This window comes from Streptomyces sp. Sge12 (genome assembly GCF_002080455.1).
In the GTDB taxonomy this organism is placed as follows: Bacteria; Actinomycetota; Actinomycetes; order Streptomycetales; family Streptomycetaceae; genus Streptomyces.
Map to the genome: position 1 here is coordinate 4,872,501 of NZ_CP020555.1, position 23,716 is coordinate 4,896,216.

Here is a 23,716-nt window from a genome sequence, read left to right on the forward strand (position 1 = left end):
AGTACCGTGAGGGAATGGTGAAAAGTACCGCGGGAGCGGAGTGAAATAGTACCTGAAACCGTGTGCCTACAAGCCGTGGGAGCGTCGCCGTTGTTCTTCGGAACAACGGTCGTGACTGCGTGCCTTTTGAAGAATGAGCCTGCGAGTTAGCGGTGTGTAGCGAGGTTAACCCGTGTGGGGAAGCCGTAGCGAAAGCGAGTCCGAATAGGGCGATTGAGTTGCACGCTCTAGACCCGAAGCGGAGTGATCTAGCCATGGGCAGGTTGAAGCGGAGGTAAGACTTCGTGGAGGACCGAACCCACCAGGGTTGAAAACCTGGGGGATGACCTGTGGTTAGGGGTGAAAGGCCAATCAAACTCCGTGATAGCTGGTTCTCCCCGAAATGCATTTAGGTGCAGCGTCGTGTGTTTCTTGCCGGAGGTAGAGCACTGGATAGGCGATGGGCCCTACCGGGTTACTGACCTTAGCCAAACTCCGAATGCCGGTAAGTGAGAGCACGGCAGTGAGACTGTGGGGGATAAGCTCCATGGTCGAGAGGGAAACAGCCCAGAGCATCGACTAAGGCCCCTAAGCGTACGCTAAGTGGGAAAGGATGTGGAGTCGCAGAGACAACCAGGAGGTTGGCTTAGAAGCAGCCACCCTTGAAAGAGTGCGTAATAGCTCACTGGTCAAGTGATTCCGCGCCGACAATGTAGCGGGGCTCAAGCGTACCGCCGAAGTCGTGTCATTGCAGCAATAGGGCCAACGCCCGCTGTGATGGGTAGGGGAGCGTCGTGTGCCGGGTGAAGCAGCAGCGGAAGCTAGTTGTGGACGGTTCACGAGTGAGAATGCAGGCATGAGTAGCGATACACACGTGAGAAACGTGTGCGCCGATTGACTAAGGGTTCCTGGGTCAAGCTGATCTGCCCAGGGTAAGTCGGGACCTAAGGCGAGGCCGACAGGCGTAGTCGATGGACAACCGGTTGATATTCCGGTACCCGCTTTGAAACGCCCAATATCGAATCAGGCGATGCTAAGTCCGTGAAGCCGTTCCGGACCCTTCGGGGAAAGGAAAGTGGTGGAGCCGACGAACCAGACTTGTAGTAGGTAAGCGATGGGGTGACGCAGGAAGGTAGTCCAGCCCGGGCGGTGGTAGTCCCGGGGTAAGGGTGTAGGCCGAGGGGTAGGCAAATCCGTCCCTCATTAAGGCTGAGACCTGATGCCGAGCCGATTGTGGTGAAGTGGATGATCCTATGCTGTCGAGAAAAGCCTCTAGCGAGTTTCATGGCGGCCCGTACCCTAAACCGACTCAGGTGGTCAGGTAGAGAATACCGAGGCGTTCGGGTGAACTATGGTTAAGGAACTCGGCAAAATGCCCCCGTAACTTCGGGAGAAGGGGGGCCATCACTGGTGATCGGATTTACTCCGTGAGCTGGGGGTGGCCGCAGAGACCAGCGAGAAGCGACTGTTTACTAAAAACACAGGTCCGTGCGAAGCCGTAAGGCGATGTATACGGACTGACGCCTGCCCGGTGCTGGAACGTTAAGGGGACCGGTTAGTGACCTTTCGGGGTTGCGAAGCTGAGAACTTAAGCGCCAGTAAACGGCGGTGGTAACTATAACCATCCTAAGGTAGCGAAATTCCTTGTCGGGTAAGTTCCGACCTGCACGAATGGCGTAACGACTTCTCGACTGTCTCAACCATAGGCCCGGTGAAATTGCACTACGAGTAAAGATGCTCGTTTCGCGCAGCAGGACGGAAAGACCCCGGGACCTTTACTACAGTTTGATATTGGTGTTCGGTTCGGCTTGTGTAGGATAGGTGGGAGACTTTGAAGCAGCCACGCCAGTGGTTGTGGAGTCGCCGTTGAAATACCACTCTGGTCGTGCTGGATGTCTAACCTCGGTCCGTGATCCGGATCAGGGACAGTGTCTGATGGGTAGTTTAACTGGGGCGGTTGCCTCCCAAAGGGTAACGGAGGCGCCCAAAGGTTCCCTCAGCCTGGTTGGCAATCAGGTGTTGAGTGTAAGTGCACAAGGGAGCTTGACTGTGAGACCGACGGGTCGAGCAGGGACGAAAGTCGGGACTAGTGATCCGGCGGTGGCTTGTGGAAGCGCCGTCGCTCAACGGATAAAAGGTACCCCGGGGATAACAGGCTGATCTTCCCCAAGAGTCCATATCGACGGGATGGTTTGGCACCTCGATGTCGGCTCGTCGCATCCTGGGGCTGGAGTCGGTCCCAAGGGTTGGGCTGTTCGCCCATTAAAGCGGTACGCGAGCTGGGTTTAGAACGTCGTGAGACAGTTCGGTCCCTATCCGCTGTGCGCGTAGGAATATTGAGAAGGGCTGTCCCTAGTACGAGAGGACCGGGACGGACGAACCTCTGGTGTGCCAGTTGTCCTGCCAAGGGCACGGCTGGTTGGCTACGTTCGGGAGGGATAACCGCTGAAAGCATCTAAGCGGGAAGCCTGCTTCAAGATGAGTATTCCCACCTCCTTGAGAGGGTAAGGCTCCCAGTAGACGACTGGGTTGATAGGCCAGATGTGGAAGCCCGGTAACGGGTGAAGCTGACTGGTACTAATAGGCCGAGGGCTTGTCCTCAGTTGCTCGCGTCCACTGTGTTAGTTCTGAAATAACGAACAGCTGTGTCAATGCCAGCGTTCAAATTTCATAGTGTTTCGGTGGTCATAGCGTTAGGGAAACGCCCGGTTACATTCCGAACCCGGAAGCTAAGCCTTTCAGCGCCGATGGTACTGCAGGGGGGACCCTGTGGGAGAGTAGGACGCCGCCGAACAATCATTGTGGGAAAGCCCCGCACCAGCCCTTTCAGGGTTCGGTGCGGGGCTTTTCTGCGTTTACCCCACAGTGATGTTTACGTGGGCGTATACACGGAGCATGTCTGATGCCATGATCCGTGTGCCGGCCGAACGGAGAGACCGCCTGGCCGTCATCGCTGAGTCCCGCGGGACGTCCATCCGGTCTCTGGTGCAGGAGTTTGCCGAGACGACGCTGACCGCAGAGGAGCGGCGGGAGCGGGCGGAGCGAGCCCGGGCCTATATGGCCGAGCACTTCGGGGTGGACGTGACCGATGAGGAGAGTGCGGCCATGGGCCGAAAGCTCCGTGAGGCCTTCGCGCGGCAGGAGGACGCGGCCGCGCGATCCAGCACCACCTCGTCCTGGACACGCCGTCCTTGCTTGCGCTGTCCGGGAATCGGCAGGTGTCCGCGCTGATTCACCATGCCCATCTCGATGCGGAGACGCGGTTGTGGGTGCCGGTCCTGTCGGTCCTCGAGGCCGACGTGGTTCTCGCGGGGATCGCCGAGCACATCGGTCAGCTCGACGTGATCCACATGCTCGACCTCGACCATCCGGCAGTCCTGGCTGTGGCACAGATGTGCCGCGACGGAGTGCCGGCCGCTGTCGCAGCCGCCGTCCATGCCGCACGTCACCTTCCCGAGTGGGGTTCGCAGGCACTGGTTGCCACGGTCGAGCCGAAGTCCTATGAGGGGCAGGGAGTGGGCGTCTTCGATCTGAACCGCTGAGCCTTCGCCCCTCAGAGGCGGCCGGCGGCCTTCAGGGCGAGGTAGGCGTCCGCCAGGGCCGGGGCCAGGGTGTCCGGGGTGGCGTCGACCACGTGGACGCCGTGGCGGGAGAGCTGGTCGGCGGTGCGGCGGCGCTGGGACTGGGCCTGGGTGCCGGCCGCGGCTTCGTAGACCGCGTCCACGCTGCCCCGGGACTTCGTCATCTCCGCGACGTGCGGGTCGGCGACCGAGGCCAGCAGAACCGTGTGGCGCTGCGTGAGGCGGGGGAGCAGCGGGAGCAGGCCCTCTTCGATCGGGGCCGCGTCCAGGCTCGTCAGGAGGACCACCAGGGACCGGCGCGGGGCGCTGCGGAGGACGGTGGAGACCAGGGTTCGGGCGTCCGTCTCGACCAGTTCCGGCTCCAGCGGGGCCATCGCGTTGACGAACGACGGCAGGGTGTCGGCCGCCGAGCGGCCCTGGACCTGGGCGCGGGGGCGGCGGTCGTGGGCCAAGAGGTCCACGCGGTCGCCGGCGCGGGTGGCCAGTGCGGCCAGGAGCAGGGCCGCGTCCATCGCGGAGTCCAGGCGCGGGGCGTCACCGACGCGGCCCGCCGAGGTGCGGCCGGTGTCGAGGCAGATCAGGATGTGGCGGTCGCGTTCGGGACGCCAGGTGCGGACGGCCACCTTGTTCTGGCGGGCCGTGGCGCGCCAGTCGATGGAGCGGGTGTCGTCGCCGGGGACGTAGTCGCGGAGGCTGTCGAACTCGGTGCCCTCGCCGCGGGTCAGGACGCTGGTTCGGCCGTCCAGTTCGCGCAGGCGGGCCAGCCGGGACGGCAGGTGCTTGCGGCTGGTGAAGGGCGGCAGGACGCGGACCGTCCAGGGGACCACCTGGGAGCCCTGGCGGGCCCACAGGCCCAGCGGGCCGTACGAGCGGATCGTGACGCGGTCGGCGCGGCGGTCGCCGCGGCGGGTGGGGAGCAACCGGGTGGTCAGGCGGCGGCGTTCGCCCGCCGGGACGACCACCTCGTGGCGCGATGCGGCGGCTTCCGTGCCCGGGAGCCAGCTGCTCGGGGGCCACGCGTCGCGGACGCGGGCGCGGAGTGTGCGGCGGCCGGTGTTGGTGACGGTGAGGTGGACGTCGGCCGGTTCGCCGAGGCGGACCGAAGTGTCGCCGGAGCGGGCCAGCAGGAGGCCGCGCACCGGCGCGGCCAGGGCGCAGTCGACCGCGCAGGCCAGGGCGATCGGGCCGTTGACCGCGAGCATCCCGGTCCAGCTCGGTTCGAGGAGGCCGACCGGGATGCTGCCGAGGGCCGCCAGCAGGGCGGCGCGTCCGGTGAGGGCCATCAGCGCGGGACGGGGACGTGGGAGAGGATCGCCGTGATGACGGCGTCGGCGGTGACTCCCTCCATCTCCGCTTCCGGGCGCAGCTGGACGCGGTGGCGCAGGGTCGGCAGGGAGAGCGCCTTCACGTCGTCGGGGGTGACGTAGTCGCGGCCGGTGAGCCAGGCCCAGGCGCGGGCCGTGGCCAGCAGGGCGGTCGCGCCGCGGGGCGAGACGCCGAGGGTGAGGGACGGCGATTCGCGGGTGGCGCGGCAGATGTCGACGACGTAGCCGGCGATCTCGGGGGAGACGGAGACCTTCGCGACGGCCTGGCGGGCGGCTTCGAGCTGGGCCGGGCCGGCGACCGGGCGGATGCCGGCGGCGTGCAGGTCGCGGGGGTTGAAGCCGGCGGCGTGGCGGGTCAGGACCCCGATCTCGTCCTCGCGGGAGGGGAGGGGGACGGTGAGCTTGAGGAGGAAGCGGTCCAGCTGGGCTTCCGGGAGGGGGTACGTGCCCTCGTACTCGACCGGGTTCATGGTGGCGGCGACGAGGAACGGGTCGGGCAGCTTCCGGGGGGTGCCGTCGACGGTGACCTGGCGCTCCTCCATCGCTTCGAGGAGCGAGGACTGGGTCTTGGGCGGGGTCCGGTTGATCTCGTCCGCGAGGAGGAGGTTGGTGAAGACCGGGCCGTCCTGGAAGGAGAACTCGGCGGTGCGGGCGTCGTAGACGAGCGAGCCGGTGACGTCGCTCGGCATCAGGTCGGGGGTGAACTGGACGCGCTTGGTGTCGAGTTCCAGGGATGCGGCCAGGGCCCGTACGAGGAGGGTCTTGGCGACACCGGGGACGCCTTCGAGGAGCACGTGGCCGCGGCACAGGAGCGCGACGACGAGGCCGGTGACGGCGGAGTCCTGACCGACCACGGCCTTGCCGATCTCGGTGCGGAGCGCTTCGAGGGAAGCGCGGGCGCTGTCCGCGGTCACAGCCGTGGACTCGGTGGCCGGGTACGTCATGACGTACGGACCTCTCTTTCGAGGGCGTCGAGGTGGTCGGCGAGCGCGACGAGTGCCGCGTCGTCGGAGGGGATGGTGCCGAAGAGGAGGGCGGTCACGTCCCGGGGCTCGCCGGCGAGGCGGGCGGAGACGGCCGGGACCAGCGCCACGGGGTCGTGGGCCTGGGAGTGCGGTACGCCGACCAGTGCGGCCAGGCGTTCGCGGGAGGCGGCGCGCAGCACGGTGGCGGCGCGGTCGCGGGCGTCGGCCTTGCGGTAGAGGCGGGCGCGTCCCTCGGTGGCCTCGGAGGCGCGGATGGCGACGGGGAGCTGCTCGGTGACGAGGGGGCCGAGCCGGCGGGCGCGCCAGAGGGCGGCGAGCACGGCGGCGACGAGGAGTTGGAGCAGGGCCCACGACCAGCCGGACGGGACGAGTTCGAGGAGGCTCTTGTCCTCGTCGCCGGTCTCGGTGGATTCGGAGTCCGCGAGGGACGGCAGGTACCAGACGAGGTCCGGGCGGGAGCCGAGGAGTTGGAGGGCGAGGGAGGCGTTGCCCTCGTCGGCGAGGCTCTCGTTGAGGAGGATCGTCTCGGAGCCGAGGAGGACGGTGTCGCCGCCGGAGGGGCCGGTGGGGAGGACGAGGAGGGTGGGGTGGCCGTCGCTGGGGTAGCAGCGGACGGCCCCGGGGAGGGCGGTGGTGTAGCGGTGGCCGCCGCCGGTGTCCGCGCGGCCGGCCGAGGCCGCGGCGGGCAGGGTGCAGCCGGGGTCGGGGTGGTCGGTGTCGGCGTGGCCCTCGGTGTGCACGCCGGGGGACAGGTCGGGAAGGCTGTGGCTGCTGGGGGCGAGCAGGACGGTGCGGCCGCCGGAGAGGTCGATGGCCGAGCGGATGACGTCGCGCTGGCCGGGGCCGAGCCGGTCGGGGTCGGTGACCAGGAGGGTGGTGCGGGGGCCGGCGGCGTCGGCGGCCTCGCGGGCCGTGGTGACGACGCGGGTGGTGACCCCGCGCTCCTTGAGGAGCTCGGCGACGGCGCGGCTGCCGAAGGGGTCGGCGGCGCGGGGGTCGAGGTACCCGTGACGGGTACCGGAGCTCAGTACGGCCGTGGCGATGACGCCGGTGGCGAGGACGGCCACGACGGCGAGGGTGCGGCGGATCCGGCGCAGGCGGCGGGTGCGCGGCCCGAGACCGGCGGGCGCGGGCGCGGCTGCGGGTGCCGGGGCGTCGGCGCTGTCGTGGCCGGGGGCGCTGCCCCCGGACGGGCGTGTGTCGAGCGCCGGCGGGGCCGGATCGGTCGGGCCGGTCATGCGGTGGGTCCCGTCAGCAGCGGCTTTGCGCGGTCCAGGGCGAGGTCGAGGGCGCGCATGCGGGCGTACGTGTCGGCGTCGGCGGTGCGGCCGCCGTAGGTGACGTCGTCGAAGGTACGGGCGGCTGCGCGCAGGTCCGCGGCGTGTCCGGGGAGGGAGGCGGCCGCTTCGGCGGCGGCCTCGTCGGCGGTGCGGCCGGGGCGCGGGTCGAGCAGGGTGCGCTCCTCCAGGGAGCGGACGACGGCGCGCATGCGTTCCTGGACGGCCTCGGTCCAGCGGCCGGCGGTGGCGTGGGCCTCGGCAGCCGTGCGGTGGTCCGCCGCGCTGCGGACGCCGTCGTCGAAGAGGACGCCGGGGCCGGTGGAGATCCGGCCGGGGGTGCCGAGGCGCCACCACAGGGCGCCGCCGGCCAGGAGCACGAGGAGCAGGATCACGAGGAGGCCGAAGCCGCCTCCGGGGGTCGCCCCGGAGGCGGCGCCGAGCATGTCGTCGAGCCAGCCGAAGAACTTGCGCAGCGCGCGGTCCATCAGGCTCGGGTCGTTCTCGTGGTACATCGGCTTGGACAGTTCGCGTTCGGCCGCCTCCCGGGCGGGGTCGCGCGGTGTCGTCACCGGTGGCGTCCCGTCGCCCGGCAGGAGCGCCGTGGCGCGGGTGATGAGGCCCCCCGTACTCATCATCGGTGCGTCAGCCTCCGGTCGTGCCGTAGTTCTCGAGGCCGGCGGCCCGGGCGAGTTCCAGGTCGAGTCCCTCGCGGCGGATGCGCTGGTCGACGTAGAGGAGGACGGTGACGCCGGACTGGAACGGCATGACGATGGTCTGGGCGATGATCAGGCCGATCGCGGGGAGGATGAGCATGCCCCAGTTGCCCATGTCGCTGCCGGCTTCCATGGATTCGAGGCCGCCGCCGAAGACGATGATGCCGATGAACTGGAACGGCGCGACGATCATCATCGAGATGAAGAAGGCCAGGACGCCGGTGAGCAGCGTGATGCCGAAGATGCGCCACCAGGTGTCCTTGACGAGCTTCGAGGAGCGCGCGAAGGCCTTGAGGACGGTGCTCTTCTCCAGCATCAGGGCGGGCGAGGCCAGGCTGAACCTGACGCCCAGCCAGATCAGCAGCGGCAGCCAGACGAGGAAGCCGACGATGCCGAGGCCGATGCTGTCGGCGAGGATGCCGGGCAGGATCAGTACGGCGCCGAGCAGGATCGCGCCGAAGGCCAGCAGCAGGGTGAGCCCTATCAGGCGCAACAGCTGGGGGCGGGACTCGCGCCAGGCGTCGGAGACCGAGGAGTGCTGGCCGAGGACGGCGCGGCTGAAGACCATGGTGAGCATGGCGGTGACCACGATCGTCCCGAGGACCTGGATGAACTGGACCACCGCCGACGTCGCGAGGGTGCTGCCCAGGGTGTCGATCATCTCCTCGGTGCTGACGTCCTCCGAGGTGGAGACGGTGAGGTCGTCCAGCATGAACTTCTGCAGGATCACGCTGATCACCTGGACGAGCGTGGCCACGACGAGGGTGATCGGCAGGACCGAGCGCCAGTGGGTGCGCATGGTGGCGACCGCGCCGTCGAGGATCTCGCCGAGGCCCAGGGGCCGCAGCGGGATCACTCCGGGCTTGGCGGCCGGGGGCGGGCCCCACTGGCCGGGGCCGCCCGGGTAGCCGTACTGGGGCCCGTACTGGCCTCCGTAGGGGCCTGCGGGCTGCTGTCCCCAGCCCGCGGTGGGCTGCGGCTGTGCCGGCGGGGCCTCGGGCGACTGGCCCGGGCTCGACCACTGCCCGGGCGGGGGCTGCTCGGCGGACCACTTCGGGTCGCCGGCGGGCTGCGCGGGCTGCTCCGGCTGTGCGGGCTGCTCCGGCTGTGCGGGCGGTGTGGAGGGCTGCTGCGCGCCGCCGTCGGTCCCCGGCCGCTCGCCGTCGGACGGAGTGGATCCGGGCGTAGCCCAGCCCGGAGAGTCGTTCATCGTCGCTCCTTCACGTGCGCCTGCTGCGGCGGGGGCGCTGGTCGCTGCCATCGTGCCACGTGGGGGGCCCGAACGGAGTAGGGGGTGGGCGGCTGATCGGCGCCGTGGCGGGCGGTTCGGGGCCTGTCGTGACCGGTCGGAGGGCTCCGGGCGGTCCCCGGGGTCTCCGGCAGCCCGTACCTTCAATTGTCGACCCGATCAGGGGCAGACTGGTGGAGCGGATCTCCACGCAGGTCCGAGGGTCGATTTCCAGCCTTTTTGGCTGTGGGACAGCTCACCGCCGGGTAACGATTAGCTAATGGGATGATGTCAAGCATGAAGGGACGAGTCCTTGTCGTCGACGACGACACCGCGCTGGCCGAGATGCTCGGCATTGTGCTGCGTGGAGAAGGTTTTGAGCCGTCGTTCGTAGCGGACGGTGACAAGGCGCTGGCTGCCTTCCGGGAGGCGAAGCCCGACCTGGTGCTGCTGGACCTCATGCTGCCCGGAAGGGACGGCATAGAGGTGTGCAGGCTCATCCGGGCCGAGTCCGGCGTACCGATCGTCATGCTCACCGCCAAGAGCGACACGGTGGACGTGGTCGTGGGCCTGGAGTCCGGGGCCGACGACTACATCGTCAAGCCGTTCAAGCCGAAGGAGCTGGTGGCCCGTATCCGGGCCCGCCTGCGCCGGTCGGAGGAGCCCGCGCCCGAGCAGCTGGCCATCGGTGACCTGGTCATCGACGTGGCCGGGCACTCGGTCAAGCGGGACGGCGCTTCCATCGCGCTGACCCCGCTGGAGTTCGACCTGCTGGTCGCCCTGGCGCGCAAGCCCTGGCAGGTGTTCACCCGTGAGGTGCTGCTGGAGCAGGTCTGGGGCTACCGGCACGCGGCGGACACCCGCCTGGTCAACGTGCACGTGCAGCGTCTGCGCTCCAAGGTCGAGAAGGACCCGGAGCGCCCCGAGATCGTCGTGACGGTGCGCGGTGTCGGCTACAAGGCCGGACCCAGCTGACGTGCAGTCCGGCACGCCCGCGTCCGGCACGTCCGCCCTGTCCGGCGCGTCGGGCGCGTCCGGCCGGGGTCCGGGCGGCGCCCGCCCGTGGAGGCTGCGCTTCGGCCGGCTCTTCCGCGGCGGCGCACCCGGCAACCGCGTCCTGCGGCTCTTCGTACGGCTGGCGCGCCGGCCGCTGCTTCCTGCTGTCCGGTTGTGGCGGCGCAACATCCAGCTGCGGGTGGTCGCGGCCACCCTGCTGATCTCGCTCGCCGTGGTCCTCGCCCTCGGTTTCGTCGTCATCGCCCAGGTCAGCAAGGGCCTCCTCGACGCCAAGGAGGAGGCGGCGCAGAGCCAGGCCGCGGGCGGCTTCGCGGTGGCCCAGGAGAAGGCCAATGCCCCGGCCACGGTCGACGGGCCCGACGCCACCGACAACAAGGTCGGCCGGGACGCCAGTACCTGGATGAACTCCCTGGTCAAGCAGTTGGCCAGTGGCGGCCAGACCGCCTTCGAGGTCGTCGCGCTGGGCGCGGGCACCGGCGAGCAGACGCTGCCCGGCGTGCAGGGCGTCAAGGGCGCCCGGGCCTCCGGCAACGTGGACCCGACCGCCAGCGTCCCGCTGGGGCTGCGCCGGGCCGTCAACCACGCCACCGGTGCCTTCCAGACCTTCTCCGAGATCCGCTACACGAGCGGGGACGGGAAGAAGCAGCCCGAGCCGGCGCTCGTCATCGGCAAGCGGCTCTCGGACATCAACGGCGACCCGTACGACCTGTACTACCTCTTCCCGCTCACGCAGGAGGAGGAGTCCCTCAACCTGATCAAGGTCACCATCGTGACCGCGGGCATGTTCGTCGTCGTCCTGCTCTGCGGCATCGCCTGGCTCGTGGTGCGCCAGGTGGTGACCCCGGTACGGATGGCCGCCGGGATCGCCGAGCGGCTCTCGGCCGGGCGGCTCCAGGAGCGGATGAAGGTCACCGGCGAGGACGACATCGCACGGCTGGGCGAGGCCTTCAACAAGATGGCGCAGAACCTCCAGAACAAGATCCAGCAGCTGGAGGAGCTGTCCCGGATGCAGCGCCGGTTCGTCTCGGACGTCTCGCACGAGCTGCGCACCCCGCTGACGACCGTGCGGATGGCCGCCGACGTCATCCACGACGCACGGGTCGACTTCGACCCGATCACGGCACGCTCCGCCGAGCTGCTCGCCGGTCAGCTCGACCGGTTCGAGTCGCTCCTCGCCGACCTGCTGGAGATCAGCCGCTTCGACGCCGGCGCGGCGGCCCTGGAGGCCGAGCCCATCGACCTGCGCGACGTCGTGCGCCGGGTCATCGACGGCGCCGAGCCGCTCGCCGAGCACAAGGGCACCCGGATCCGGGTCCTGGGCGACACCCAGCCCGTCATCGCCGAGGCCGACGCGCGCCGCGTGGAGCGGGTGCTGCGCAACCTCGTCGTCAACGCCGTCGAGCACGGCGAGGGCCGTGACGTGGTGGTCCGGCTGGCGTCCGCGGGCGGCGCCGTCGCCGTCGCCGTACGGGACTACGGCGTCGGGCTGAAGCCCGGCGAGGCCACCCGCGTGTTCAACCGCTTCTGGCGGGCCGACCCGGCGCGGGCGCGCACGACCGGCGGGACCGGCCTCGGCCTGTCCATCGCCGTCGAGGACGCCCGGCTGCACGGCGGCTGGCTGCAGGCCTGGGGCGAGCCGGGCGGCGGCTCGCAGTTCCGGCTGACGCTGCCGCGCACGGCCGACGAGCCGCTGCGGGGCTCGCCCATCCCGCTGGAGCCCGAGGACTCCCGGGCCAACCGGGCCAGGGCCGTCGCCGAGGCGCAGGCCGCGGGCAGCGCCGCGGGCCGTACGCCCCCCGACGGCGGCGACCGCTCGCCGATACCGCCGCGCTCGGCCGTCGCCGGGGCGATGCCGGTGCCCGCCGACCCGACGGCCCTGCCGGGGAACGGGGCCCGGGTCGTGGCCCGCCCCGCCGACCAGGCACAACAGGAGGACCGAGCCGATGGACGCTGAGCCCTTGGACGCGCGGGCCGGGCGTGCGCGGGTGCGGCGCTCGCGGCTGCGCACCGTACGGGCGTACGCCTTCGGCGCGGCCGGGCTGCTGCTGGCCGGCTGCGCGTCGATGCCCGACCACGGGGAGATCCGCCCGGTGCAGGCCTCGCAGGGCGTCGACTCGCAGGTGCGGGTCTTCGGTGTGCCGCCCGCCGACAAGGCCAGCCCGGCGGAGATCGTCGACGGCTTCCTGGAGGCGATGACCAGCGACGACCCGCAGCTGGAGACCGCCCGCAAGTACCTCACCGAGGAGGCCGCGAAGAGCTGGCGGCCCGGCTCCGCGGTCACGGTGCTCTCCTCCGGGCTGAACCGCGTGCCGACGCGGGGCGAGAAGGATCCCGAGGGGCCCAGCTGGAAGGTGACCGGCAAGAAGCTGGCGACCGTGGACGAGCGCAGCGCGTACCAGCCGGAGACCGGCGACGCGCAGTACGAGGAGTTCCTCCAGCTCGTCCAGGACGACGAGAAGCAGTGGCGGATCTCCAAGCCGCCCAGTGGCCTCGTGCTCAGCGAGTCGGACTTCCAGCGCATCTACATGCCGGTCAACAAGTACTACTTCGCGGCCGGCACGCTCGTCGCCGATCCCGTCTACGTGCGCCAGCGCACCGACCCGGATTCGCGGATGGACCCGACCACGCAGACCGTGCAGTCGCTGCTCGCGGGGCCCTCCCGATGGCTCGGCCCCGTCGTCGAGACCAGCTTCCCCACGGGCACCGAACTGCGTCCGGGCACCAAGTCCCTGTCCTACGACGGCCAGAACACGCTGCGGGTGCCGCTGAACGACAAGGCCGACAATGTCGCGCAGCCGCAGTGCAAGAAGATGGCGACCCAACTCCTGTACACGGTGAAGGAGCTGACGGGTGCTCGGCTCGACCAGGTCGAACTGCTGCGCGCGGACGACAAGTCGTCCTCGCTGTGCTCGGTGACCGAGGTGAGCGCGGCCTCGATCGCGGGCCGGCCCAAGATCCCCGAGTTCCAGTACTTCGTCGACAGCGAGAAGCGCCTGGTCCGGATGAAGCTGGACACCAGCAGCGAGGACCAGCAGGTCAGGCCCGAACCGGTGCCGGGGCCGCTGACCACGCCGCCCGCCTTCAAGGTCAGTTCGGCGGCCGTGACCTACGACGAGCGGCGCGCGGCCGTGGTCTCCGAGGACGGGCACGGGCTGACCGTCGTTCCGCTGGTCGGCGGCGGTCCGATGCCGCAGCCGATGCCGATCGGCAGGGGCGGCAAGGCGGCGATGCTGACCGCGCCGAGCTGGGACGCGGCGGGCGACCTGTGGGTCGCGGACCGCGATCCGCAGAACCTCGCGCTGTGGCGGGTACCGGGCGGGGCCGGGACCCCGGAGAAGGTGCAGGTGGCCGGGCTCGACGGCGGGAAGATCACCTCGCTGAAGGCGTCCCCCGACGGGGTGCGGATCGCACTGCTCGTGGAGCGGGGCAGCCGCAAGAGCCTGTACGTCGGACGGATCGAGCGGCCCGACGGCAAGGGCGACTCCTCGGCGGTGTCGGTGCGGGAGCTGCGCGAGGCGGCCCCGCAGATGGTGGACGTGACGACGATGAGCTGGGCGCCGCGCGGGCGGCTGCTGGTGGTCGGCCGGGAGAACGGCGGTGTCCAGCAGGCCCGCTACATGCTGGCCGACGGTTCGATGGTCGCGGCGAGCCTGCCGGGGGCCACCGGGCTGTCCGAGGTCGCGGTGGCGGCCACGGAGGACGAGGCGAAGCCGAAGCCGGTGGTCGCGTACTCGGAGGACGGCATCGTGTGGCTGCCGCCGGGTGCCCAGTGGCGCACGGTGGCGGCGGGGGCGGGCGGCCGGTCTCCGGTGTACCCGGGCTGACGGCCGGGCCGGGCTGACGTCCGGCCGGGCTGACGTGCGGCCTCGGCTGTCCACAGGGGTGGCGGGCCGCGGTCCGGCCCGTCAGGGTGGAGCCATGCGGAGGTGGTGGCAGGAGCTCGCCGGGCTGGTCCTGCCGGTGGACTGCGCCGGCTGCGGAGCGGTGCGGGTCCTGGTGTGCGCCGGGTGCCGGGAGGCGCTGGGCGGGGCCGGGGCGGGCCCGGTGCGGCCGTCCCCGCGGCCGGTGGGCCTGCCGGCCGTATGGGCCGCCGCGGTCTACGAGGGGGGCGTACGGGGCCTCCTGCTGGCGCACAAGGAACGCGGGGCGCTGCCGCTGGCCGGGGTGCTCGGCGCCGCCCTGGCGGCGGCCGTCCTGGCGGGCGGTACGGGCGGCCCCGGTGGTACGGGCGAGGTGGCCCTGGTGCCGGTCCCGTCGGCCCGGCGGCAGGTACGGGCGCGCGGGCACGACCCGGCGCGCAGGATCGCGCTGGCGGCCGCGGGGCGGCTGCGGCGGGCCGGTGTTCCCGCGCGCGTGGCTCCCGTACTGGGGCTGCGGCGGGCGGTGGCGGACCAGGCGGGCCTGGGTGCGCGGCAGCGCCGGGAGAACCTCGCGGGGGCGCTGGCGGTGCGCCGCGGCGGGCGGCGGCTCATGGACGGGGCCCGGATCGTGCTGGTGGACGACCTGATCACCACCGGGGCGACGCTGGCGGAGGCGGCCCGCGCGGTGCGTGCCGAGGGGCCGGCCGAGGGTCCGGGGGCGGTGCTGAGGGCGGCGGTGGTGGCCGCGCCGGCGGACTCCTTCAGACGCGTCGGACGGGCGCCACATGTTTGAGCAACTCGCACAGAAGAAGAATCTTGTGAATAGATTTGGAACTGGCGGGGAAGGCCCATCGTTGCAGGTAGTACGAGGGAACAGCCACTTCGTCGGAAGTACATTCCGGCAGCGGGTGCCGACAACCGCCATAGAGGGATATGTTCGGTTGTAAGGAACTCAGGAGGCTGTCTCTCGACTCCGAAGTCGGTGGGGTGTTGATCTTGCCGATGGGGGAGGAGGAGGTGAAAGTCGCCAAGTCCGAGGCTCCGGCCTTCACCGGAGTCTGGTGCGAAAGGGAGACGCTTCGCCCCGTCGGGCGGAGCTATCCGGGAACGGAGTTCTGCGTGGACATCGTCGTCAAGGGCCGCAAGACCGAGGTGCCCGAGCGGTTCCGCAAGCACGTGGCCGAGAAGCTGAATCCGGAGCGGATCCAGAAGCTCGACGCCAAGGTGATCAGCTTGGACGTCGAGGTGTCCAAGGAGCACAACCCGCGTCAGGCCGACCGTTCCGACCGCGTGGAGATCACCCTGCGTTCGCGGGGCCCGGTGATCCGTGCCGAGGCCGCCGCCGCCGACGCGTATGCGGCGCTCGACCTGGCTCAGGACAAGCTCGAGGCCCGGCTGCGCAAGCAGCACGACAAGCGCTACACCCGCCGTGGCAGCGGCCGCATCCCGGCGGCGGAGGTCGCCGACGTGGTGCCGGGCGTGGCCTCGCTGAACGGCAGCGGCCAGGTGGTTTCCGAGGAGAAGACGGACGGGGTGCCGATCACGCGGATCGGATCCATCGAGGTGCAGGGCGAAGGCCCGCTCATCGTCCGCGAGAAGACGCACTCGGCCGCGCCCATGTCGCTCGACCAGGCCCTGTACGAGATGGAACTGGTCGGCCACGACTTCTATCTGTTCGTCGACTCCGAGACGAAGCTGCCCAGTGTTGTCTACCGCCGTCACGCCTATGACTACGGCGTCATCCACGTGAACCCCGACGGTGCCTCCAGCTCGGAGGAGCCGCGGGGCGGCGCCGGCGGCGCGCTCGGCGGCTGAGGGGCCGGCACAACCCTTTCGGTGCCCCCGCGCAGGCGCTCAGGCGCCCGTGCGGGGGCACCTGCATGACGGCGATGCGACGGGTATGCGCCAGGTGGCTCACTTGTGGCCCCCGCGCCGTGGTGCGGGCATGGAATCATGGCGTGCAGTCAACCGGCTGCGGTCTGTGTCCGGTTGGCCCAGCAGCTGAGCACATGCAGGGGGAGGAACGATGGCGGACAGCTTCGGGCCGGTGCGCGGGGACGACGGCGTCACGGACTGCCGCGGGACGGACCCGTCGGCGGAGCCCGCCGGGGAACCGATCCGGGTGCTCGTGGTGGACGACCACGCGCTCTTCCGGCGGGGACTGGAGATCGTCCTCGCCCAGGAGGAGGACATCCAGGTCGTCGGCGAGGCGGGGGACGGGGCGGAGGCCGTGGACAAGGCGGCCGACCTGCTGCCGGACATCGTGCTGATGGACGTGCGGATGCCGCGGCGCGGCGGGATCGAGGCATGCACCTCGATCAAGGAGGTGGCCCCCTCCGCGAAGATCATCATGCTGACGATCAGCGACGAGGAGGCGGACCTCTACGATGCGATCAAGGCGGGTGCCACCGGGTACCTCCTGAAGGAGATCTCCACGGACGAGGTGGCGACGGCGATCCGGGCGGTGGCGGACGGCCAGTCCCAGATCAGCCCGTCGATGGCGTCGAAACTGCTCACCGAGTTCAAGTCGATGATCCAGCGGACCGACGAGCGGCGGCTGGTGCCCGCCCCGAGACTGACGGACCGCGAACTGGAGGTCCTGAAACTGGTGGCCACCGGTATGAACAACCGCGATATCGCGAAGGAGTTGTTCATTTCCGAGAACACCGTGAAGAACCACGTCCGCAACATCCTGGAGAAGCTCCAGCTGCACTCCAGGATGGAGGCCGTGGTCTACGCGATGCGGGAAAAGATCCTCGAAATCCGCTAGAACACCGGCTGCAGCGCGGCCAGTTCCGCAGTGACCGCCGCCGCTTCCGCGGGCGAGCCCGCGCGCTCGACGCGTACGTCCTCGCAGCCCACCCACTGCGCCGCCTCCCGCAGGGCCTGCGCCATCGGGGCCGCGGCCTTCGGGGAGGTCAGGGAGAGCTGCCGGGCCACCAGCGTGCGGCCCTCGCGCGCCGGGTCGACGCGGCCCTGGAGCCGGCCGCCCGCCAGCAGCGGCATCGCGAAGTACCCGTGTATCCGCTTCGGCTTGGGGACGTACGCCTCCAGGCGGTGCGTGAAACCGAAGATCCGTTCCGTCCGGGGACGGTCCCAGACCAGCGAGTCGAAGGGCGAGAGCAGCGTCGTGCGGTGGCGGCCCCGGGGGACCTCCGCGAGCGCCGCCGGGTCCGCCCACGCGGGCTTGGCCCAGCCCTCCACCTCGACCGGGACCAGCCCGGAGTCCGCGACCACCGCATCGAACTCCTCGCCCTTGAGGCGGTGGTAGTCCGCGATGTCGGCGCGGGTGCCGACCCCCAGCGACCGGCCGGCCAGGGCGACCAGACGCCGCAGGCACTCGCGGTCGTCCAGGTCGTCATGGAGCAGCGCGTCGGGGACGGCGCGCTCGGGCAGGTCGTAGACCCGCTTCCAGCCGCGGCGTTCGCTGCACACCACCTCGCCGGTGTCGAGGAGCCACTCCACCGCGATCTTGGTCTCGGACCACTCGAACCACTCGCCGCCGTTCTTGGCGCCGCCCAGCTCGGTGGAGGTGAGCGGGCCCTCCGACCGCAGCCGGTCCAGCACCGCCCGCGTCGAGCGCTCCTTGTCCTCAAGGATGTGCCAGCGGTGGCCGCGCGCCCGGCGGGCCCGGCGGCGGAAGGCGAAATGCGGCCATTCCTCGATCGGCAGGATGCAGGCCGCGTGCGACCAGTACTCGAAGGCGTGCCGGTCCGACCAGTACGCCCGCTCCACGGCCTCCCGGCCCACCGCGCCCAGGCGCGCGTACGGGATCAGCTCGTGCGAGCGGGCCAGGACCGAGATGGTGTCCAGCTGCACGGCGCCCAGGTGGCGCAGGACCCCCCGGACCCCGCCGCGGCGGTCGGGCGCGCCGATGAAGCCCTGCGCGCGCAGGGCGATGCGGCGGGCCTCGTCGGCGGACAGTGAGAGGGAGGCGGTGCCCGTGGTCATGCCCGTAGTCATCCTCGAAGACTAGGACGTGCCACTGACAGCGGGCAGGTACGGCAGTCGCGAGGGCAGGCCGAGGTCCGAGGGGAGCAGGGAGCCGACCCAGCAGTCGCGGGAGGTGCCGCGCTGCTCGATGCCGGCCCGCAGGAGGCCCTCGATCCGGAAGCCGGCCTTCTCGGCGACGGCGCGGGAGCCCGCGTTGCCCACCTCGGCACGCCATTCCAGCCGTACGACGCCCCGCTCGGTGAAGGCCCAGCGGGCTACGGCCAGGACCGCCTCGGCCACGTATCCCCGGCCGCGGTGCTCCTTGACCGCCCAGTACCCGACCTCATAGCTCTCCGCACCGTGGACGTGCATGCCGACGGACGCGACCAGGGGGCCCTCGGCGCCCAGGCGCACGGCGAAGGGGAAGGCGGTGCCCTCGCGCCAGCCGGTCGGCGCGATCCCGTTCACGAAGGCGTGCGCGTCCTCGCGCGTATAGGGGGAGGGGACCAACGTCCAGCGCTGGATGTCGGGGTCCTGCGCGGCGGCGTACACCTCGTCCTCGTCGGAGGGGACGAAAGGCCGCAATACCAGCCGGTCCGTGCTGAGTGTGGTGGGCTCCATGAACGAATTCTGCTGCCGCCCGGATGCCCGGGGCGAACAATTTTCGGTAATCCCTCCGGGCGATGCGGCACCTTCGGTGTCCCCCGTACGTTCTCAATCCGGGCACCCGTGCCCTCACGGGAACGGCGGACCTCCCGACGCGGCCGCGTCCTCGCTTACGATGGCCGTTGCGGTGGGGCCCACCTGCCGTGCCCGTGTACGTACAGTGCCCAGGCCCGACCGGCAAGGAGACAAACCTCGGTGTCCGTCTTCAACAAGCTCATGCGTGCAGGCGAAGGCAAGATCCTGCGCAAACTGCACCGCATCGCGGACCAGGTCAACTCCATCGAAGAGGACTTCGTCAACCTCTCCGACGCCGAGTTGCGAGCGCTCACGGACGAGTACAAGCAGCGTTTCCAGGACGGCGAGAGCCTGGACGACCTGCTGCCCGAGGCCTTCGCGACCGTACGCGAGGCGGCGAAGCGCGTCCTCGGCCAGCGGCACTACGACGTCCAGATCATGGGTGGCGCGGCGCTGCACCTCGGGTACGTGGCCGAGATGAAGACCGGTGAGGGCAAGACCCTCGTCGGCACGCTCCCCGCGTACCTGAACGCGCTGTCCGGCAAGGGCGTCCACCTGATCACGGTGAACGACTACCTCGCGGAGCGCGACTCCGAGCTGATGGGCCGGGTGCACAAGTTCCTCGGCCTCGAGGTCGGCTGCATCCTGGCGAACATGTCGCCCGCCCAGCGCCGCGAGCAGTACAACTGCGACATCACCTACGGCACGAACAACGAGTTCGGCTTCGACTACCTGCGCGACAACATGGCGTGGTCCCAGGACGAGCTCGTCCAGCGCGGCCACAACTTCGCCGTGGTCGACGAGGTCGACTCCATCCTGGTCGACGAGGCCCGTACCCCGCTGATCATCTCCGGCCCGGCCGACCAGGCCACGAAGTGGTACGGCGACTTCGCGAAGCTGGTGACCCGCCTGACCAAGGGCGAGGCCGGCCAGCCGCTGAAGGGCATCGAGGAGACCGGCGACTACGAGGTCGACGAGAAGAAGCGCACCGTCGCCATCCACGAGTCCGGCGTCGCCAAGGTCGAGGACTGGCTCGGCATCGAGAACCTCTACGAGTCGGTGAACACCCCGCTCGTCGGTTACCTCAACAACGCGATCAAGGCCAAGGAGCTCTTCAAGAACGACAAGGACTACGTCGTCATCGACGGCGAAGTCATGATCGTCGACGAGCACACCGGCCGTATCCTCGCCGGCCGCCGCTACAACGAGGGCATGCACCAGGCCATCGAGGCGAAGGAAGGGGTGGACATCAAGGACGAGAACCAGACCCTCGCCACGATCACCCTGCAGAACTTCTTCCGCCTCTACTCGAAGCTGTCGGGCATGACCGGTACGGCCATGACCGAGGCCGCCGAGTTCCACCAGATCTACAAGCTCGGTGTCGTCCCGATCCCGACCAACCGCGACATGGTCCGCAAGGACCAGCCGGACCTGATCTACCGGACCGAGGTCGCGAAGTTCGCCGCCGTCGTCGACGACATCGCGGAGAAGCACGAGAAGGGCCAGCCGATCCTCGTCGGTACGACGTCGGTCGAGAAGTCCGAGTACCTCTCCCAGCAGCTCTCCAAGCGCGGCATCCCGCACGAGGTGCTCAACGCCAAGCAGCACGACCGTGAGGCGACGATCGTCGCCCAGGCCGGCCGCCGGGGCGCGGTCACCGTCGCCACGAACATGGCCGGCCGCGGTACCGACATCAAGCTCGGCGGCAACCCGGACGACCTCGCCGAGGCCGAGCTGCGCCAGCAGGGTCTGGACCCGGAGGAGCACATCGAGGAGTGGGCGCACGCCCTCCCCTCGGCGCTGACCCGGGCCGAGGCCGCGGTGAAGGCGGAGTTCGAGGAGGTCAAGGACCTCGGCGGGCTGTACGTGCTGGGCACCGAGCGCCACGAGTCGCGCCGTATCGACAACCAGCTGCGCGGCCGCTCCGGCCGACAGGGCGACCCGGGCGAGTCCCGCTTCTACCTGTCGCTGGGCGACGACCTGATGCGCCTGTTCAAGGCGCAGATGGTCGAGCGCGTCATGGCGATGGCGAACGTCCCGGACGACGTGCCGATCGAGAACAAGATGGTGACGCGCGCGATCGCGTCGGCCCAGTCGCAGGTGGAGACCCAGAACTTCGAGACGCGCAAGAACGTCCTGAAGTACGACGAGGTCCTCAACAGCCAGCGCGAGGTCATCTACGGCGAGCGCCGCCGCGTCCTGGAGGGCGAGGACCTCCAGGAGCAGGTCCGCTTCATGATGGACGACACCATCGACGCGTACATCGCGGCCGAGACGGTCGAGGGCTTCGCCGAGGAGTGGGACCTGGAGCGGCTGTGGAACGCCTTCCGGCAGCTCTACCCGGTGAAGGTCACCATCGAGGAGCTGGAGGAGGCCGCGGGCGACCGCGCCGGCATCACCGCCGAGTTCATCGCGGAGTCCATCAAGGACGACATCCACGAGCAGTACGCGGCGCGCGAGAAGACGCTCGGCTCCGAGATCATGCGTGAGCTGGAGCGGCGCGTGGTCCTGTCGGTGCTCGACCGCAAGTGGCGTGAGCACCTGTACGAGATGGACTACCTGCAGGAGGGCATCGGCCTGCGGGCCATGGCCCAGAAGGACCCGCTGGTCGAGTACCAGCGCGAGGGCTTCGACATGTTCAACGCCATGCAGGAAGGCATCAAGGAGGAGTCCGTCGGCTACCTGTTCAACCTGGAGGTCCAGGTCGAGCAGCAGGTCGAGGAGCTTCCGGTGCAGGACGCGGCGCCGTCCCTGACCAAGGAGCCGGTGGGCGCGCGTCCGGAGATCCGGGCGAAGGGGCTGGACGCTCCGCAGCGGCCGGACCGGCTGCACTTCTCGGCGCCGACCGTGGACGGCGAGGGCGGTGTCATCGAGGGCGACTTCGACAGCGACTCCGCCGGTGGTGAGGGCGACGGGATGACGCGGGCGGAGCGCCGCAAGGCGCAGAAGGCTGCCGGTGGGCGTCGCCGGAAGAAGTAACCCGCTGCCCGGGTGGGCGTGAGCGAGCTGTCGGCCGGGGCCGGGCACCTGTGGGTGTCCGGCCCCGGCCGTGTTGTGTGCCGTGCCGTGCCGTGCCGGTGCGGCGCCGTTGCCGGGGCTCCGCCCCGGACCCCGCGCCTCAAACGCCGGCGGGGCTGGGTGGGCGGCGGGGCTGGGAGGGTGCCTCAAGCGCCGGTGGGGCGGGTCAGGGGCGGGGGCCCTGGATTTCTACTGCTGCGCAGCGCCAGCGGAGGTCCGGGCCCTGTTCGAGGCGGAAGGCCATCGCCGACAGGCGGTCGCCCGTGGCGATGCGGGCGAAGGCCTCGATGACTCCCGGGCCGGGAGTGAAGCGGCCGCACTGGCGGACGACCGGGCGCAGGCGGTCGCGGAGGGGTTCCGTGGGGGCCAGGGTGATCAGCTGCTGGTAGGCCGGGCCGACGGTGTGGCCGAGGAGCGAGTGGACCGGGCGCAGCCCGCTGACCACCGCGAGGAGGTGTTCGGCGAACCAGTGGTGCGGGCCCAGCCGCAAGGTGCGCGGGGGGCCTGCGGGGCGTCGCGCGTCGCGGCGGCCCGCGGGGCGGGTCCGGGTGCGCCCCGCGGGCCGTCGGCGGCTGCCGTCGTTGCCGGTCATCGTGCCGCGCATCGTGGTGTCCATCGCGATCTGCCCCCGAACAGGCCGGGCCCGGAGCCATACCGGGCGGTAACTTGATGGGGATCTTCTACGGCCGCCGAACACGCTCCGCAACCACTTCCGCCGCCCCGCGGGCAGCCCGCCCGGTTCCCCTATCAGGGTGGCCGGCGCCCCGTCCGCGGCCCCGTGGGCCGCCCGTACGAGGACCCGGGTGGACGGGCGCGGCGCCCGCCGCGGCGCCCCGAAGGGGGACGGAGTCCATCACCCGGCCGGCTCCGTCCGAGTCGTATCCTGGGGGCGTTTCCGACTACCGAAAGCAGCCGGCCATGCGCGTGTACGTCCCCCTGACCCTCCCCGGGCTCGCCGAGGTGCACAAGGCGGGTGAGCTGGGCCCCGCCCCGCTGCGGGCGTACGCCGTCACCCCCGGTCTGCGCGAGTGGTACGTGTCGGACGACATCGAGGAGCTGGAGTACGCGGCGCTGAACCGGGCCGCGCTCGCCTCCCTGCGCCTGGTCGCCGCGGACGCGAGCGCCCCGCGCCGACGCGTCGTGGTCGCCCTCGACGTCGACGACAAGGCCGCCACGGCCACCCCCGGGCTCGACGAGGCCACGCTCGGCCAGGTGACCCTCGCCGCCGCCGTGCGGCTCGCCGTGGCCGCCGCCGTGCACGTGGACGCCGACGACGCCGACGAGGACGTGGCCGCCGCCGCGGCGGCCCTGCCCGCCGCCGACGGCGGTGACGCGGACGCGCAGTTCACCGTGGACGGTGCCGAGGACCACGAGCTGCTGTGGTTCGGGGTGCAGGAGATTCCGGGGCTGCTGAAGTGATGCCGGTGACCTCGCACGCGAACCACATCGTCTGGGACTGGAACGGCACGCTCCTGCACGACATCGACGCCGTCATGGCCGCGACCAACGCCTCCTTCGCCGAGCTCGGATTCGAGCCGATCACCCTGGAGACCTACCGCGACCTGTACGTCGTACCGGTGCCGAAGTTCTACGAGCGCCTCATGGGGCGGCTGCCCACCGAGGAGGAGTGGCTCGTCATGGACGACACCTTCCACCGCCACTACTGGGCCGCCGCCGAGGGCGCCGGGCTGGCCGAGGGCGCCCGCGAGCTGCTCCGGGACTGGCAGCTGGGCGGGCTCACCCAGTCCCTGCTGTCCCTCGCGCCCCACGACAAGCTCGTGCCCCTGGTCCGCTCCCACGGCATCGACCAGCACTTCCTGCGCGTCGACGGGCGGACCGGCCCCTCCCACACCTCCAAGGCGGGACACCTCGTACGCCACCTGGCCGCCCTCGACGGGACGGGCGTGACGGCGGATCGTACGGTCCTCATCGGAGACGCCGTGGACGACGCGCTCGCCGCCGCCCACGTCGGTGCCCGGGCGGTCCTCTACACGGGCGGTTCGCACAGCCGCAGCAGTCTGGAATCGGCCGGTGTGCCGGTCGTGGACAGCCTGGCAGAGGCCGTCCTCACAGCTCGCGAGCTGGCCGGATAGCGACGGGACGGGCCGCTGCACG

Annotated in this window: 19 protein-coding genes and 2 rRNA genes (1 of these 21 running past the window's edge); 13 read left to right on the forward strand and 8 right to left on the reverse strand. The window is 70.4% G+C overall.

Annotated features, from left to right (window positions below; all coding sequences use genetic code 11):
* The 4 genes from B6R96_RS21800 to B6R96_RS21815 all read left to right on the forward strand — a co-directional run.
* A 23S ribosomal RNA gene (locus tag B6R96_RS21800) occupies window positions 1-2,580 on the forward strand; it begins 543 nt to the left of the window's first position.
* 76 nt (window positions 2,581-2,656) lie between these two features.
* Window positions 2,657-2,773, forward strand: a 5S ribosomal RNA gene (gene rrf, locus B6R96_RS21805).
* A 101-nt stretch (window positions 2,774-2,874) separates the two neighbouring features.
* A complete protein-coding gene (locus B6R96_RS21810) occupies window positions 2,875-3,210 on the forward strand; it encodes a hypothetical protein (RefSeq protein ID WP_237291482.1) in 336 nt (111 codons plus the stop codon).
* Window positions 3,198-3,521: a hypothetical protein gene (locus tag B6R96_RS21815; protein ID WP_237291483.1), complete on the forward strand. Its 324-nt coding sequence runs from the start codon at window positions 3,198-3,200 to the stop codon at window positions 3,519-3,521. The genes B6R96_RS21810 and B6R96_RS21815 overlap by 13 nt, the downstream gene beginning before the upstream one ends.
* Before the next feature lie 11 nt (window positions 3,522-3,532).
* On the opposite strand, the gene B6R96_RS21820 is transcribed toward B6R96_RS21815, so the two are convergent.
* Genes B6R96_RS21820 through B6R96_RS21840 form a run of 5 tightly spaced genes read right to left on the reverse strand, consistent with a single transcriptional unit; the run spans window position 3,533 to window position 9,074 of the window.
* The gene (locus tag B6R96_RS21820) at window positions 3,533-4,843 is read right to left on the reverse strand and encodes a DUF58 domain-containing protein (protein WP_081523346.1); all 1,311 of its coding nucleotides are present in this window, start codon (window positions 4,841-4,843) and stop codon (window positions 3,533-3,535) included.
* Window positions 4,843-5,829, reverse strand: a complete 987-nt coding sequence (locus tag B6R96_RS21825) for an AAA family ATPase (RefSeq protein ID WP_030388623.1) — start codon at window positions 5,827-5,829, stop codon at window positions 4,843-4,845. The genes B6R96_RS21820 and B6R96_RS21825 overlap by 1 nt, the downstream gene beginning before the upstream one ends.
* On the reverse strand, window positions 5,826-7,109 hold the full coding sequence (locus B6R96_RS21830; protein WP_081523347.1) for a DUF4350 domain-containing protein: 1,284 nt from the start codon (window positions 7,107-7,109) through the stop codon (window positions 5,826-5,828). The genes B6R96_RS21825 and B6R96_RS21830 overlap by 4 nt, the downstream gene beginning before the upstream one ends.
* Window positions 7,106-7,786, reverse strand: a complete 681-nt coding sequence (locus tag B6R96_RS21835) for a DUF4129 domain-containing protein (RefSeq protein WP_107475563.1) — start codon at window positions 7,784-7,786, stop codon at window positions 7,106-7,108. The genes B6R96_RS21830 and B6R96_RS21835 overlap by 4 nt, the downstream gene beginning before the upstream one ends.
* Before the next feature lie 7 nt (window positions 7,787-7,793).
* The gene (locus B6R96_RS21840) at window positions 7,794-9,074 is read right to left on the reverse strand and encodes a hypothetical protein (protein WP_081523348.1); all 1,281 of its coding nucleotides are present in this window, start codon (window positions 9,072-9,074) and stop codon (window positions 7,794-7,796) included.
* A 303-nt stretch (window positions 9,075-9,377) separates the two neighbouring features.
* Between B6R96_RS21840 and mtrA the strand changes: the two genes are divergently transcribed.
* The 6 genes from mtrA to B6R96_RS21870 all read left to right on the forward strand — a co-directional run bounded on the left by mtrA (window position 9,378) and on the right by B6R96_RS21870 (window position 16,739).
* Complete coding sequence (mtrA, locus tag B6R96_RS21845; RefSeq protein ID WP_189973359.1) at window positions 9,378-10,067, forward strand: two-component system response regulator MtrA; 690 nt, start codon at window positions 9,378-9,380, stop codon at window positions 10,065-10,067.
* A gap of 1 nt (window position 10,068) precedes the next feature.
* Window positions 10,069-12,063 (forward strand): MtrAB system histidine kinase MtrB, encoded by a 1,995-nt coding sequence (gene mtrB / locus B6R96_RS21850; RefSeq protein WP_037861030.1) that lies wholly within the window; start codon window positions 10,069-10,071, stop codon window positions 12,061-12,063.
* Window positions 12,053-13,933: an LpqB family beta-propeller domain-containing protein gene (locus B6R96_RS21855; protein ID WP_081523349.1), complete on the forward strand. Its 1,881-nt coding sequence runs from the start codon at window positions 12,053-12,055 to the stop codon at window positions 13,931-13,933. The genes mtrB and B6R96_RS21855 overlap by 11 nt, the downstream gene beginning before the upstream one ends.
* A gap of 94 nt (window positions 13,934-14,027) precedes the next feature.
* Complete coding sequence (locus B6R96_RS21860; RefSeq protein ID WP_081523350.1) at window positions 14,028-14,762, forward strand: ComF family protein; 735 nt, start codon at window positions 14,028-14,030, stop codon at window positions 14,760-14,762.
* Window positions 14,763-15,088: 326 nt separating this feature from the next.
* Complete coding sequence (hpf, locus tag B6R96_RS21865; RefSeq protein ID WP_030388630.1) at window positions 15,089-15,784, forward strand: ribosome hibernation-promoting factor, HPF/YfiA family; 696 nt, start codon at window positions 15,089-15,091, stop codon at window positions 15,782-15,784.
* A 211-nt stretch (window positions 15,785-15,995) separates the two neighbouring features.
* Complete coding sequence (locus B6R96_RS21870) at window positions 15,996-16,739, forward strand: response regulator (protein ID WP_030388631.1); 744 nt, start codon at window positions 15,996-15,998, stop codon at window positions 16,737-16,739.
* Here the strand turns inward: B6R96_RS21870 and B6R96_RS21875 are convergent.
* Together B6R96_RS21875 and B6R96_RS21880 are read right to left on the reverse strand one after the other, a co-directional pair.
* Window positions 16,736-17,920 (reverse strand): winged helix-turn-helix domain-containing protein, encoded by a 1,185-nt coding sequence (locus B6R96_RS21875; RefSeq protein WP_081523351.1) that lies wholly within the window; start codon window positions 17,918-17,920, stop codon window positions 16,736-16,738. The two genes, B6R96_RS21870 and B6R96_RS21875, sit on opposite strands and share 4 nt — an antisense overlap.
* A 21-nt stretch (window positions 17,921-17,941) precedes the next feature.
* Window positions 17,942-18,523, reverse strand: coding sequence for a GNAT family N-acetyltransferase (locus tag B6R96_RS21880; RefSeq protein ID WP_081523352.1), 582 nt, complete (start codon window positions 18,521-18,523; stop codon window positions 17,942-17,944).
* 240 nt (window positions 18,524-18,763) lie between these two features.
* Here B6R96_RS21880 and secA point away from each other — a divergent pair, with 240 nt between their 5' ends.
* Window positions 18,764-21,562, forward strand: a complete 2,799-nt coding sequence (gene secA / locus B6R96_RS21885; protein WP_081523353.1) for a preprotein translocase subunit SecA — start codon at window positions 18,764-18,766, stop codon at window positions 21,560-21,562.
* Window positions 21,563-21,767: 205 nt separating this feature from the next.
* Here the strand turns inward: secA and B6R96_RS21890 are convergent, their stop codons facing one another.
* On the reverse strand, window positions 21,768-22,217 hold the full coding sequence (locus B6R96_RS21890; RefSeq protein ID WP_384512681.1) for an Rv3235 family protein: 450 nt from the start codon (window positions 22,215-22,217) through the stop codon (window positions 21,768-21,770).
* 302 nt (window positions 22,218-22,519) lie between these two features.
* On the opposite strand from B6R96_RS21890, the gene B6R96_RS21895 reads away from it, so the two are divergent.
* Together B6R96_RS21895 and B6R96_RS21900 are read left to right on the forward strand one after the other, a co-directional pair.
* A complete protein-coding gene (locus tag B6R96_RS21895; protein WP_081523354.1) occupies window positions 22,520-23,020 on the forward strand; it encodes a DUF6912 family protein in 501 nt (166 codons plus the stop codon).
* Window positions 23,020-23,694, forward strand: a complete 675-nt coding sequence (locus tag B6R96_RS21900) for an HAD family hydrolase (RefSeq protein ID WP_030388637.1) — start codon at window positions 23,020-23,022, stop codon at window positions 23,692-23,694. Before B6R96_RS21895 ends, B6R96_RS21900 begins: the two co-directional genes overlap by 1 nt.
* The last annotated feature ends 22 nt before the right edge of the window (window positions 23,695-23,716 follow it).